The 13,580-nt window shown below is 68.7% G+C and carries 11 protein-coding genes; 10 read left to right on the top strand and 1 reads right to left on the bottom strand.

The genetic code is table 11. From position 1 onward, the window contains the following. Nucleotides 1-4: 4 nt before the first annotated feature. From NNZ72_RS09370 to NNZ72_RS09360, 3 genes are all read left to right on the top strand, one after another. Nucleotides 5-676 carry a response regulator transcription factor gene (locus NNZ72_RS09370; RefSeq protein WP_257315026.1) on the top strand — a complete coding sequence of 224 codons (672 nt, stop codon included), beginning with the start codon at nt 5-7 and terminating at the stop codon, nt 674-676. Then, nucleotides 666-2,099: an ATP-binding protein gene (locus NNZ72_RS09365; RefSeq protein ID WP_257315025.1), complete on the top strand. Its 1,434-nt coding sequence runs from the start codon at nt 666-668 to the stop codon at nt 2,097-2,099. Before NNZ72_RS09370 ends, NNZ72_RS09365 begins: the two co-directional genes overlap by 11 nt. Before the next feature lie 73 nt (nt 2,100-2,172). After that, nucleotides 2,173-2,586, top strand: a complete 414-nt coding sequence (locus tag NNZ72_RS09360; protein WP_257315024.1) for an RT0821/Lpp0805 family surface protein — start codon at nt 2,173-2,175, stop codon at nt 2,584-2,586. A gap of 17 nt (nt 2,587-2,603) precedes the next feature. On the opposite strand, the gene NNZ72_RS25440 is transcribed toward NNZ72_RS09360, so the two are convergent. Beyond that, on the bottom strand, nt 2,604-5,069 hold the full coding sequence (locus NNZ72_RS25440; RefSeq protein WP_306766238.1) for a calcium-binding protein: 2,466 nt from the start codon (nt 5,067-5,069) through the stop codon (nt 2,604-2,606). A 167-nt stretch (nt 5,070-5,236) separates the two neighbouring features. Here NNZ72_RS25440 and ccmI point away from each other — a divergent pair, with 167 nt between their 5' ends. The 7 genes from ccmI (at nt 5,237) to NNZ72_RS09310 (ending at nt 13,364) form a co-directional block, all read left to right on the top strand. Beyond that, complete coding sequence (gene ccmI, locus NNZ72_RS09340) at nt 5,237-6,367, top strand: c-type cytochrome biogenesis protein CcmI (protein WP_257315023.1); 1,131 nt, start codon at nt 5,237-5,239, stop codon at nt 6,365-6,367. Continuing rightward, entirely contained in the window at nt 6,364-6,813 is a 450-nt protein-coding gene (gene ccmE / locus NNZ72_RS09335; protein ID WP_257315022.1) for a cytochrome c maturation protein CcmE, read from the top strand. Before ccmI ends, ccmE begins: the two co-directional genes overlap by 4 nt. After that, entirely contained in the window at nt 6,810-8,795 is a 1,986-nt protein-coding gene (locus NNZ72_RS09330; protein ID WP_257315021.1) for a heme lyase CcmF/NrfE family subunit, read from the top strand. Before ccmE ends, NNZ72_RS09330 begins: the two co-directional genes overlap by 4 nt. Further along, nucleotides 8,792-9,247, top strand: coding sequence for a cytochrome c-type biogenesis protein (locus NNZ72_RS09325; RefSeq protein WP_257315020.1), 456 nt, complete (start codon nt 8,792-8,794; stop codon nt 9,245-9,247). The genes NNZ72_RS09330 and NNZ72_RS09325 overlap by 4 nt, the downstream gene beginning before the upstream one ends. 220 nt (nt 9,248-9,467) lie before the next feature. Further along, nucleotides 9,468-11,036 carry a Do family serine endopeptidase gene (locus NNZ72_RS09320; protein WP_257315019.1) on the top strand — a complete coding sequence of 523 codons (1,569 nt, stop codon included), beginning with the start codon at nt 9,468-9,470 and terminating at the stop codon, nt 11,034-11,036. A 219-nt stretch (nt 11,037-11,255) separates the two neighbouring features. After that, nucleotides 11,256-11,939 carry a response regulator transcription factor gene (locus NNZ72_RS09315; RefSeq protein ID WP_257315018.1) on the top strand — a complete coding sequence of 228 codons (684 nt, stop codon included), beginning with the start codon at nt 11,256-11,258 and terminating at the stop codon, nt 11,937-11,939. Nucleotides 11,940-11,942: 3 nt separating this feature from the next. Further along, nucleotides 11,943-13,364, top strand: a complete 1,422-nt coding sequence (locus tag NNZ72_RS09310; RefSeq protein ID WP_257315017.1) for a sensor histidine kinase — start codon at nt 11,943-11,945, stop codon at nt 13,362-13,364. Nucleotides 13,365-13,580 lie beyond the last annotated feature (216 nt).

Genomic DNA, 13,580 nt, shown 5'->3' with positions numbered 1-13,580 from the left:
ACGCATGCGCATTCTGGTGGTCGAGGACGACGTCAACCTGAACCGGCAGCTCACCGACGCGTTGAAGGAAGCCGGCTACGTGGTGGACCAGGCCTTCGACGGCGAGGAGGGCCACTATCTCGGCGACGCCGAGCCCTATGACGCCGTCATCCTCGACATCGGCCTGCCGGAGATGGACGGCATCACCGTGCTGGAGAAATGGCGCGCCGACGGCAAGGCCATGCCGGTGCTGATCCTGACCGCCCGCGACCGCTGGAGCGACAAGGTCGCCGGCATCGACGCGGGCGCCGACGACTACGTGGCCAAACCCTTCCATGTCGAGGAGGTGCTGGCGCGCATCCGCGCGCTGATCCGCCGCGCGGCGGGGCATGCGAGCCCGGAGATCGTCTGCGGCCCGGTGCGGCTCGACACCAAGGGCTCCAAGGCGACCGTCAACGGCGAGCCGCTGAAGCTCACCTCGCACGAATACCGGCTGCTCTCCTATCTCATGCACCACATGGGCCAGGTCGTCTCGCGCACGGAGCTGGTCGAGCACATGTACGACCAGGACTTCGACCGGGATTCCAACACGATCGAGGTCTTCGTCGGCCGGCTGCGCAAGAAGATCGGCGTCGACCTGATCGAGACCGTGCGCGGCCTCGGCTACCGGATGCAAGCGCCCGCCGATGGCCAGTAGCGAGCGGGCCGCCAACGCCGGGCGCTCGCGCTCGCTCACCTTCCGCGTCCTCTTCCTCGCCACGCTCTGGGCGGCCGTCGCCCTCGTCGTCATCGCCGTCGTCATCTCCGCGCTCTACCGGCAGAGCGCGGAGAAGAGCTTCCGCGATCTCCTGCGCGCGCAGCTCTACAACGTGATCAATTCCGTCTCGGCGGAGGAGGGCCAGCGGCTCGCCGGCGCGCCGCAGCTCGGGGACCTGCGCTTCTTCCAGCCGCAATCGGGCTGGTACTGGATCGTCGAGCCGATCGGCGGGACGCTCGAAAGCGAACCGCTCACCTCGGCCTCGCTCGGCTCCGCCGTCATCCCCATCCCCGACACCGACGCCATCCCCTTCGACACCCGCTACGAGCGCTTCTACACGACGCGCGATTCCTTCGACAACGCGGTCGAGGTGGTGGAGACCGAGGTGGTGCTCGACGACGAGGGGCGCACGGCGCGCTTCCGCGTCGTCGGCAACCGCGACGTGCTGGAGGCCGACATCGACGACTTCTCCGGCAGCCTCTACCTGGCGCTCGCCGGCTTCGGCATCGGCAGCCTGCTGCTCAACGTCGTGGCGATCCTGATCGGCCTCAAGCCGCTCGACCACGCGCGCCAGGCGCTGGAACGCATCCGCGCCGGCGACAGCGAGCGGCTCGACGGCGATTTCCCGCGCGAGATCCAGCCGCTCGCAAGCGAGATCAACGCGCTGATCGACAGCAACCGCCGCATCGTCGAGCGCGCCCGCATGCAGGTGGGCAACCTCGCGCATTCGCTGAAGACGCCGATCGCGGTGCTGCTCAACGAATCGCGGACGATCGCCGCCCCGCAGGGCGAGCTGGTGCGCACGCAGGCCGAGGCGATGCAGAGCCAGGTGCAGTCCTACCTCAACCGCGCCCGCATCGCCGCGCAGCGCGAATCCGTGCTCGCCCGCACGGAGGCGCAGGGCACGCTCGAACGGCTGGTCCGGGTGATGCGCCGCCTCAACGCCGACAGGGCCTTTCCGCTGTCCGTCGACCCGCCCGGCCTGGTGCTCGCCATGGAGCAGCAGGACGTCGAGGAGACCGTCGGCAACCTGCTCGAGAACGCGGCGCGCTATGCGCGCAGGACCGTCGCCGTCCGCGCCTTTCCCGCGCCCGCCGGCATGGCCGGCAGCGACCCGGCGCGCCGGGCCTGGGCGGTGGTCGAGGTGGAGGACGACGGGCCGGGGCTGGAGCCGGACGAGATCCGCGAGGCGCTGAAGCGCGGCAAGCGGCTCGACGAGAGCAAGCCCGGCACCGGCCTCGGCCTCTCCATCGTCAGCGAGATCGCCTCGGAGTACCAGGGGACCTTCGAATTGTCGCGGGGTTCCGCGGGCGGCCTCAGGGCGCGGCTGGTGCTGCCGGCGGTGACAAAGGAGGTTGCCTGACGGGGCGGACAATGCAAAAAGGAAAGGCCGGCGATCATCGGGCCGGAAGCGTGGAAAGAGACGGTCCCAGCGGATGATGACGGATTTGCGCGGCGCATTCTTCCCTCTCGTTTTTGCAGCGGTCGCTGCGTCCGGATGTTCCACGAGCACGACAGGCCGCGGCGCGGAGGCGAAGGGCGCGGCCCTCTACATCGCCGCGCTGCAGGGCGGCCTCGTCGGCCGCATCCCGGGCGCGTCCCTCTCCAAGGCGGACACGCAGCGCGCGCTCGAGGCCGAGTACCGCGCGCTCGAAGCCGCGCCCGGCGGCCAGCCCGTCACCTGGCAGGGCAAGGACATGACCGGCTCGGTCGTGGCGGCCGCGCCCTACCAGGTCGGCTCGCAGAACTGCCGCCAGTACAGCCACACCGTGACGACGGGCGGACGCGAGATCGCCAGCCGGGGTGCCGCCTGCCGCAACGCCGACGGAAGCTGGACGCCGCTCTCGTAGAGGGGCGCCGCCTCGCGTCACAGGATGAAGTCGGCTTTCGTGAAATTGAGGGAGTCGTCGAACTTGATGGCGAAGTCGGCCTTGCCGTCGCCGTTCACGTCGCCCTGCAGGAAGGTGTCGCCGCTCTTCTTCTCGTAGCGCAGCTCGCCCGCCTTCTTGTGGAATTTCTCCGTGCCGAGGAACGTGAAGGCCTGGTTGCCGGCTTTCGCCGTGCTGGCGTCGATGGCCTTGAGATCGACCTTGTCGCCGTCCTTCCTCGAGAAATCGTAGATCGTGTCGCGGCCGGAGGCGGCGACGGTGGAATCCTTCACCGACTTGAAGATGAAGGTGTCCTTGCCGGCGCCGCCTATGAGCTTGTCGGCGCCCGCACCGCCTACGAGCTTGTCGGCGCCCGTGCCGCCCGCGAGCGTGTCGTTGCCCTTGCCGCCGTCGAGCGTGTCGTTGCCTTTGCCGCCATTCAGGATGTCGTTGCCGCCGAGCCCCTTCAGCCGGTTGTTCCCGCTGTTGCCGGTGACGGTGTTGGCAAGGCCGTTGCCGGTGCCGTCGATGGCCCTGGAGCCGGTGAGCGCCAGTTTCTCGACGTGGTCGGGGAGGGTGAAGGAGACGGAGGCCTTGACGAGGTCGGTACCCTCGCCCTTCCTCTCGATCGCCTTGTCGGCCTTGTTGTCGACGACATAGGTGTCGTTGCCCTTGCCGCCGATCATGCGGTCGGCGCCGGCGCCGCCGTCCAGCGTGTCGTTGCCGGCGCGTCCGTCGAGGATGTCGTTGCCGCCGAGGCCTTTCAGCGTATCGGCCTTCGCCGTGCCGAGGAGATGGTTCTTGCCGGGCGTGCCGGTCGCGACGCCGGTGACGGTGACGACGAGCTTGGCGCTGGCCGTCCCGCCGTTTCCGTCGGAGACGGTATAGGTGAAGACGTCCTTCGCCTTCTCGCCCACGGCGAGCGGTTCGGCACGGTCGGCGACATAGGTGTAGCGGCCGTCCCTGTTCAGGGTGAGGGTGCCGAACTTGCCCGCGAGCGCCTTGCCGACGCTGCCGCCGGCGAGCTTGACGACGCTCAGCGCGTCCCCGTCCGGATCGCTGTCCTTGCCGGCCGCGTCCGTGATCACGTTGCCGAGCGCCTTGCCGTACAGCTTGACCGAGGCGCTGTCGTCCCGCGCGACGGGCGGCGCGTTCTTCGCCTCCTCCGTCCGGAACACCCGCTGGAACACGCCGGCGTCGCTGCCGTCCTGTCCGTCCGAGGTCCAGGTGGCGACGAAGCCGCCGTCCTTCAGCGCGGCCAGCTTCACCGAATATTGCGCCCCGCCGCGGGTGGAGTTCAGGAAGATCGCGTTGCCGTCCTTGCTGCCGTCCGCCTTGTAGACCTGCGCGGCGATGTCGGTTCCGGTGCCCTTGTGCGACCAGGCGGTGACCCAGCCGCCGCCCTTGAGCGCGACGGTCTGGAAGAAGGGCTGGGTGCCGGTGCCCGACATGACGACCGTGCTGGCGCCGAGGCTCTTGCCGGTGGCATCGTAGGCCCTCATGCTCAGGCCGGGGTTGCTGACGCTGGTCTGCCAGGTCACGACCCAGCCGCCGCCTTCCAGCGCGGTGACGTCGGCCTCGTAGAAGCCGGTGGTGGCGACGGTCTGCACCGCGCCGGCCTGGCCGCCGTGATAGGCCCGCTGGTACATGTTGGCCCCGTCCTTCCAGACGATGACCCAGCCGCCGCCCTCAAGCCCTGCCACCGCAGGGTTGCCCTGGTTGCCTTCGGCCGCGGTGTTGACGCGGCCCGAGCCGACGCGGGTGCCGCTTGCGTTGAACATCTCGTAATAGACGTCGTTGTCGACGTGCGGGTTGCTGCGGTAGGCGTTGACCCAGGTCGCCACCCAGCCGCCGCCGTCGAGTGCCGCGACCCGAAGCTGCGCTTCGCCGATGTTCGACTCGTGGATCGGCGCGATCCGCACCTCGCCCGAGGTCGGCGCGCCATTGGCGTCATAGGTGCGGTGATAGAGGCGATGGGTGCCGAAGGACGTGTCGTCCTCCTCCTGCGAGATCCAGTAGACCACCCAACCGCCGTTCGCCAGCGGCACGAGGAGCGGGTCCTGCTGGCTGAGCTCCGTGGCGATGTTGACCTGCCGCTCGGAGCCGATGCGCGTGCCGTCGGCGCGATAGGCCTGCTGGTAGACGCCGGCATATTCGCCGTCCTGATCCCAGGAGGTCCAGGCCACCACCCAGCCGCCGTTGGAAAGCGCGATGACCGACCCGGTGTCGGCCAGCGTCAGCGTCTGGCTGTTGGTCGTGTGGGAATTGACCTGGGTCTCGGTGCCCACCGCCGTGCCGTCGGCCTTGTAGCGCTGCTGGTAGACGCCGTTGAAGCTGCCGTCCTGTCCGTCCGAGTTCCAGACGACGACCCAGCCGCCGTCGGCGAGCATCAGGATGCGCTGGTATTTCTGCGCGCCCGCGGTGTAGGTATTGACCTGCGTTTCGCTGCCTGCCGATATCGCCATGCGCCGTGCCTCCGATGTCCGGCCGGAAAAGGGTATTGCCGACAGTTTCCCCTGTCCATCACCCGAATGGAGGAGGGCCGGCGGAAGCTTGCGGCGAAACGCCTCAAATTCGCGTCATTGTTCCTTTTGGAATTGGAAACGTTCCAGGGTTCCAGTAATTCAACGGCATGGTTTTCTGGATTCTCGTCGCCGTCCTGACGGCAGCCGTCGCCGCCGTCCTCATCCTGCCGCTCCTGCGCCGGCCCGCGGAGGCGGAGGCAGACGCGCGCCATGACGCGGAGGTCTATCGCGACCAGCTCGACGAGCTTGCCCGCGACGAGGCCTCCGGCCTGATCGGCGCCGCCGAGGCGGAACTCGCCCGCGCCGAGGTCGCCCGCCGGCTGATCGCCGCGAAGAAGGCCGAGGAGAAGGAGGCGGCCGGCCCGGTCGCACGCCGCAACCGGCTGGCGCAGGCCTTCGTCATCGTGCTCCTGCCGGCGGTCGGGCTCTGTCTCTATCTCGGGACCGGGCGTCCCGACCTGCCCTCGCAGCCGCTCGCCGAACGGCTCGCCAATCCGGGCGACGACATCAACATCCTGATCGCGCGCGCCGAGAACCATCTGGCGAAGAACCCCGACGACGGGGCGGGCTGGGACCTGCTCGCGCCGATCTACTACCGCAGCGGCCGGATGGAGGACGCGGCCAACGCCTATGCCCAGGCGCTGCGGCTCGTCGGCCCCAGCACCGACCGGCTCGACGGCTCGGCCGAGGTGCTGATCGCGCTTGCGAACGGCATCGTCACCCGCGAGGCGCGCGAGAAGCTCGAACAGTCGCTGACGCTGCAGCCCGACAATCCGCGGGCGAAATACTATCTGGCGCTGGCGCTGGAGCAGGAGGGCCGGCGCGACGAGGCGCGCGCCGCCTACGAGGCGCTCAGGAAGGAATCGCCCGCCGACGCGCCCTGGCTGCCGCTCGTCGATCGCCACATCGCCGGTCTTTCCAATGCTCCCGGCGGCCCGTCCGCCGAGGACGTGGCGGCGGCCGAGGACATGGCGGAGGGCGACCGGCGCGAGATGATCGCCGGCATGGTCGAGGGGCTCGCGGCGAAGCTTCAGGAAAATCCCGACAATTTCGAAGGATGGATGCGCATCATCCGTTCCTATGTTGTTCTGGATCAAAGGCCGAAGGCGGAAGCGGCGCTAAGGACGGCGCTGAAGACCTTCCCGGCCGACAGCGACCGGGGCAGGCAACTGACGGCGCTCGCCCGGGACCTTTCCATTTCGGCCGAGGGCGGCGGACCCAAGGATAGCGGACAATGACACGCAAACAGAAACGCCTGGCAGTCATCGGCGGCGGCGTCGCCTTCCTCGTGGCGGCCGTCTTGCTGGTGATGTTCGCCTTCAGCCAGTCGATCGCCTATTTCTACGTGCCGGCGGACCTCAAGACGACGACCATCGAGCCGGGCACGCGCATCCGCCTCGGCGGGCTGGTCGAGACGGGGTCGCTCACGCGCGGCGAGGGCTCGACCATCACCTTCACCGTGACCGACACGATCGGCACCGTGCCCGTGACCTATACCGGCATCCTGCCCGACCTCTTCCGCGAGGGGCAGGGCGTGGTGGCCGAGGGCGCCTTCGCCGAGGGCGGGCTCTTCGTCGCCGACACGGTGCTCGCCAAGCACGACGAGACCTACATGCCCAAGGACGTGGCGGACCGGCTGGCCGCGCAGGGCGTCGAGCTTTCCGGCAAGGAAACGATCAAATGATCATCGAAATCGGGCACTACGCACTGGTCCTGGCGCTGGCGACGGCGATCGTCCAGTTCGTGCTGCCGGTCGCCGGCACGATCCGCGGCGACCGCTCGCTGATGGCGGTGGCGCCGGCGGCGGCACTCGCCGGCTTCCTCCTCGTGCTGTTCTCCTTCTCGGTGCTGACCTTCGCCTACGTAGTCTCGGACTTCTCCGTCGCCAACGTCTGGGAGAACTCGCATTCGCTGAAGCCCATGATCTACAAGATCTCCGGCGTCTGGGGGAACCACGAGGGCTCGATGATGCTCTGGCTCCTCATCCTCGTCTTCTTCTCCGCGCTCGTCGCCACCTTCGGCGCCAACCTGCCGGAGCGGCTGCGCGCCAACGTGCTCGCCGTGCAGGGGCTGATCTCGACGGCCTTCGCGCTGTTCATCCTGCTCACCTCCAATCCGTTCGTCCGGCTCGCGCCGGCGCCGGCCGAGGGGCGCGACCTCAATCCGGTGCTGCAGGACATCGGGTTGGCCATCCATCCGCCGCTGCTCTATCTCGGCTATGTCGGCTTCTCCGTCTGCTTCTCCTTCGCCATCGCCGCGCTGATCGACGGGCGCATCGACGCGGCCTGGGCGCGCTGGGTGAGGCCCTGGGCGCTGGCGGCCTGGAGCTTCCTCACCGCCGGCATCGCCATGGGCTCCTACTGGGCCTACTACGAGCTCGGCTGGGGCGGCTGGTGGTTCTGGGACCCGGTGGAGAACGCCTCCTTCATCCCCTGGCTCGCCGGCACGGCGCTCCTGCACTCCGCCCTCGTCATGGAGAAGCGCGAGGCGCTGAAGGTCTGGACGGTGCTGCTCGCCATCCTCACCTTCTCGATGTCGCTGCTCGGCACCTTCCTCGTGCGCTCGGGCGTGCTCACCTCCGTGCATGCCTTCGCCACCGACCCGACGCGCGGCGTCTTCATCCTCGCCATCCTCGTCTTCTTCATCGGCGGCGCGCTCTCGCTCTTCGCCTTCCGGGCGGCGACGCTGAAGGCCGGCGGGCTGTTCGCGCCGATCTCGCGCGAGGGCGCGCTCGTCCTCAACAACCTGATCCTGACGACGGCGGCGGCGACCGTGCTCACCGGCACGCTCTATCCGCTGGTGCTGGAGGCGCTGACGGGCGAGAAGATCTCCGTCGGCGCGCCCTTCTTCAACCTCACCTTCGGCTCGCTGATGATCCCGCTGCTCGTCGCGGTGCCCTTCGGGCCGCTGCTCGCCTGGAAGCGCGGCGACATCCTCGCCGCCGGCCAGCGGCTCTTCGCGGCGGCGGGGATCGGCCTCGTGGCAGGGGCGGTCGCGCTCTACATCGAGCACGGCGGGCCGGTCATGGCCTATTTCGGCATCGCCACCGGCGTCTATCTCATCGCCGGCGCGCTCACGGATCTCTGGCTGCGCGCCGGCATCGGCAAGGTGACGCCGGCGATCGCCTTCCGCCGCTTCGTCGGCCTGCCGGGCTCGGCCTTCGGCACGGCGCTCGCCCATATCGGCATCGGCGTGACGCTGATCGGCATCGTCTCCGTCACGGCCTTCGAGACCGAGCACGTCGTCGAGATGAAGCCGACCATGCAGGTGGAATCGGGCGGCTTCACGCTCACCTTCGACGGCATGCGCAAGGGGCAGGGGCCGAACTATACCGAGGAGTCCGGCCATTTCACCGTCGCGCGCGGCGGCGTGGTGGTGACCGATATCTGGTCCTCCAAGCGGCTCTATACCGCGCGCCGCATGCCGACGACGGAAGCCGGCATCCGCACCTTCGGGCTCAGCCAGCTCTACGTCTCGCTCGGCGATCCCATCGCCGGCGGCGGCATCGTCGTGCGCGTCTGGTGGAAGCCGATGATCCTCTGCATCTGGCTCGGCGCGCTGATCATGATGGCGGGCGGCGCCATCTCGCTGTTCGACCGCAGGCTCCGCGTCGGCGCGCCGCAGAAGGCGCGCCGGGTGCGACCCGTGCTGGAGGCGGCCGAATGATGCGCCGCCTCGTCGCCGTCCTTCTCCTCGTGCTGGCGGCCTCGCCCGCCTTCGCCGTCAATCCGGACGAGGTGCTGGACGACCCGGCGCTGGAGGCGCGCGCCCGCGCGCTCTCCGCCGAGCTGCGCTGCATGGTCTGCCAGAACCAGTCGATCGACGATTCCAACGCCGAGCTTGCCCGCGACCTCCGCCTCCTCGTGCGCGAGCGGCTGAAGAACGGCGACAGCGACGAGGCGGTGATCGACTATGTCGTCTCGCGCTACGGCGAGTTCGTGCTCCTGAAGCCGCGGCTGCGCGGCGAGACGCTGCTGCTGTGGGGCGCGCCGGCGATCCTCTTCCTGGCCGGGACCGTCGCCATGGTGCTCTTCGTGCGCCGCCGCGCGGGAGCGGCGACCGGCACGCCGCTTTCGGACGCCGAGAAGGCGGAGCTGGAGAGATTGATGGGCGAATAGCGAATAGCGAATAGGGAATAGGGAATAGGGAATAGGGAATAGGGAATAGGGAATAGGGAAAAGATGCCGCTGCCTCCATTCACTATTCGCTATTCGCTATTCGCGCATTCAACATTACCAAAAATTCATGACGCAGACAGTGCACGGTAAGGTGCGCCGTCCTATCTCTTGGCCATCGGCCGCCGGACGCGGCCATCGCGCAACGAAAAAGGTGCCAAGGATGTCAACGAACCCAGCATTCCGTCCCACTCTCAAGACCGTATTGAAGACGACGACCGTCGCCGGACTTGCGGCCGTGATGCTCGCGACCGGCATTCCCGCGCGCGTGACCGACAGTTTTGCGGAAGCCGTTTCGGTTCAGGCGCCGCAGGTGGCGAGCTTCGCCGACGTCGTGGCGGCCGTCTCGCCCGCCGTCGTCTCCGTCCGCGTGCAGTCCGAGGCCAAGCCCGCCCGCGACGAGAGCGGCTTCAGCTTCAACTTCGGCGGCCGCGGCTTCGAGGACCTGCCGGACGACCATCCGCTGAAGCGCTTCTTCCGCGAGTTCGGCGGTCCCGACGAATTCCACGGCGACCGCGACCGTGGCCGCCGCTTCGGCGATCGCGGCGACCGGCGCGGCCGCAAGGGCCATCTGCGCCCGACCTCGCAGGGCTCCGGCTTCTTCATCTCCGAGGACGGCTACATCGTCACCAACAACCACGTCGTCAACGACGGCACGGCCTTCACCATCGTCATGAACGACGGCACGGAGCTTGACGCCAAGCTCGTCGGCAAGGACAGCCGCACCGACCTCGCCGTGCTGAAGGTCGACGAGAAGGACGAGCGCAAGTTCACCTATGTCGACTTCGCCGACGACAGCAAGATCCGCGTCGGCGACTGGGTGGTGGCCGTCGGCAACCCGTTCGGCCTCGGCGGCACGGTGACGGCCGGCATCATCTCCGCGCGCGGCCGCGACATCGGCTCCGGCCCCTATGACGACTACCTGCAGGTGGACGCCGCCGTGAACCGCGGCAACTCGGGCGGCCCGACCTTCAACCTCGAAGGCCAGGTCGTCGGCATCAACACGGCGATCTTCTCGCCCTCGGGCGGCAATGTCGGCATCGCCTTCGCCATCCCGGCTTCCGTCGCCAAGGGCGTCGTCGCCGACCTGATGAAGGACGGCAAGGTCGACCGCGGCTGGCTCGGCGTGCAGATCCAGCCGGTGAGCCGCGACATCGCCGATTCGCTCGGCCTGGCGGATGCCGCCGGCGCCCTGGTGGTCGAGCCGCAGGCCGACTCGCCCGGCGCCAAGGCCGGCATCAAGAAGGGCGACGTGATCACCGCGCTCGACGGCGAGCCCGTCAAGGACCCGCGCGACCTCGCCCGCCGCGTCGGCGCCATCGCGCCCGGCACCAAGGTCGACGTCTCGGTCTGGCGCGACGGCAAGTCCGAGAACCTCCAGGTCGAGATCGGCACGCTCGAGGGCGAGCAGATCCAGGCCGCGACCGGCGAGGAGCAGGCGGCACCCGGGAGCGAGAGCAGCGAGCAGGCGCTCGCCGACCTCGGAATCGTCGTGACGCCCTCCGACGACGGCCTGACGGTGGCCGAGGTCGATCCCGAGTCCGACGCCAGCGACCGCGGCCTCAAGGCCGGCGACCGCATCACGTCGGTCAACAACCAGGCCGTCAAGTCGGCCGACGACGTGGTGAAGATCATCAACAACGCCCGCAAGGACGGCCGCTCCAAGGCGCTGTTCCAGGTCGAGACCAACGACGGCAGCCGCTTCCTGGCCCTGCCGATCGACCAGGGCTGACCGGTGATATGAAATGGGCGCCGCGGGGTCTGATGATCCCGCGGCGTTGGCGTCTCGGGCTTTTGCCCCTCACCTGCCTGCCGGCATCCTCTCCCCGTAAACGGGGCGAGGAAGGATGGGCTCACCGTTTTCCTCCTTCTCCCCGCTTGCGGGGAGAGGTCCCGGCAGGGGGATGAGGGGTCTTTTCCAGTCCGTCCCCCATGCGCTAGGGTCGAGACCATGAAGATACTGATTGTCGAAGACGATCTCGAAGCCGCGGCCTATCTCGCGAAGGCGTTCCGCGAGGCGGGCATCGTGCTCGACCATGCGAGCGACGGCGAGAGCGGGCTCTTCCTCGCCACCGAGAACACCTACGACGTGCTGGTGGTCGACCGCATGCTGCCGCGCCGCGACGGCCTGTCGCTGATCTCGGAACTGCGCCGGCGCAACATCCACACGCCGGTCCTCATCCTCTCGGCGCTCGGGCAGGTCGACGACCGCGTCACGGGCCTTCGCGCCGGCGGCGACGACTACCTGCCGAAGCCCTATGCCTTCAGCGAGCTTCTCGCGCGCGTCGAGGTGCTCGGCCGGCGCAAGGGCACGCCGGAGCAGGACATGGTCTACCGCGTCGGCGACCTGGAGCTCGACCGGCTCTCCCACACCGTCAGGCGCGCCGGCAAGGAAATATTGCTGCAGCCGCGCGAGTTCCGCCTGCTCGAATACCTGATGAAGAACGCCGGGCAGGTGGTGACGCGCACCATGCTGCTGGAAAACGTCTGGGACTATCATTTCGACCCGCAGACCAACGTCATCGACGTCCACGTCTCGCGGCTGCGCTCGAAGATCGAGAAGGATTTCGACCAGCCGCTGCTGCGCACCGTGCGCGGCGCCGGATACATGATGAAGGACGAGGCGGCGGGCTGATCGATGGTGAGGCTCCTCGGCCGACTGACCGCGCTCTACCGCACGACGGCGGTCCGCCTCTCGGCGCTCTATCTGCTGCTCTTCGCCGTCTGCGCGGCCTTCCTCGTCTTCTACGTCACCTCCATGTCGGAAAGCCTGCTGGAGCAGCAGATGCGCGACGCCGTGGCGGCGGAGACGGCCGAGATCGAGGCCGTCTTCGACAATAACGGCATGAACGGCCTGCTCCGCACGCTGGAGCGCCGCTCGCGCCAGCCGGGCGCCAACCTCTACATCATCGCCAGCCCGACCGGCGAGGTGCTCGCCGGCAACGTGCTGTCGCTCCAGCCCGGCGTGCTCGACAGCGAGGGCTGGACCGAGACCCCCTTCCGCTACCAGCGCTTCCAGGAGGAGGACGCGCGCGACCGGCACATGGCGCGCGCCCAGATCGTCCTCCTGTCGAACGGGCTGCGCGTTCTCGTCGGCCGCGACCTCGGCGAGCCGGAGCATTTTCGCGTGCTGGTGCGCCAGGCCCTCATGGTGGCGCTCGGCGTGATGGGGGCGGGGGCGCTCGCGATCTGGTACCTGATCGGCCGCAACGCGCTCAAGCGCATGGACCGCATGTCGGGGGCGAGCCAGGCGATCATGGCCGGCGACCTCTCGCAGCGCCTGCCGACCAGCGGCTCCGGCGACGAGTTCGACCGGCTCTCCGAATCGCTCAACACCATGCTGGGGCGCATCGAGAAGCTCGACGAGGGGCTGAAGCAGGTCTCCGACAACATCGCTCACGACCTGAAGACGCCGCTGACGCGGCTGCGCAACAAGGCGGAGGCGGCGCTGGCCGGCGACGGGGCGGCTGCCGACTACCGCGCGGCGCTGGAGGAGGTGATCGGCGAATCCGACCAGCTCATCCGCACCTTCAACGCGCTCCTGATGATCTCCCGCGTCGAGGCGGGGCAGGCGCCGGCGGAGATGCGCGCCATCGACCTCTCCGGCATCGCCCGCGACAGCATCGAGCTCTACGAGCCGGTAGCGGAGGATTGCGGGCTGCGCCTCGCCGGTACAGTCGATGCGGGCGTCGAGATCAAGGGCAACCGCGAGCTCGTCGGCCAGGCGCTCGGCAACCTCATCGACAATGCGATCAAATATGCCGAGGGAAGCGGCGAGCCGGACATCCGTGTGACGCTTGCCCGGCACGGCGGCGATGTCGTGCTGTCGGTCGCCGACAGCGGGCCGGGCGTGCCGGAGGACAAGCGCGACGACGTGGTGAAGCGCTTCGTGCGCCTCGACGAGAGCCGCTCCAAGCCCGGCACCGGGCTCGGCCTGTCGCTCGCCGGGGCGGTGATGGAGATGCACGGCGGCCATCTGGAGCTCGACGCGACCCATCCGGAGCGGGAAAACAATCGGGGGCTGACGGTCAGGATGGTTTTCCCCGCCCGCCCGGGCTGATAAGAGCTTTCGCTATCGTTCGGCAGAGGAAACGATCGCCTATGGCATGACGAGGGTGCGCCTTGCTCCTTCTCCCCGACGGGGAGAGGTCGCGGCAGCGGGATGAGGGGGGACACATCGCGCGCGAAGCCCCCTCATCCGGCCCTACGGGCCACCTTCTCCCCGGTGGGGAGAAGGGGACGGCGGCGGCGGCCTCTCCTACAGGGATCACGGGTG

Origin of the sequence: Shinella pollutisoli (assembly GCF_024609765.1) — a bacterium.
Lineage (GTDB): Bacteria > Pseudomonadota > Alphaproteobacteria > Rhizobiales > Rhizobiaceae > Shinella > Shinella pollutisoli.
Note: the sequence above shows the minus strand (reverse complement) of the source record. Positions and strands in the feature narration are given on the sequence as shown.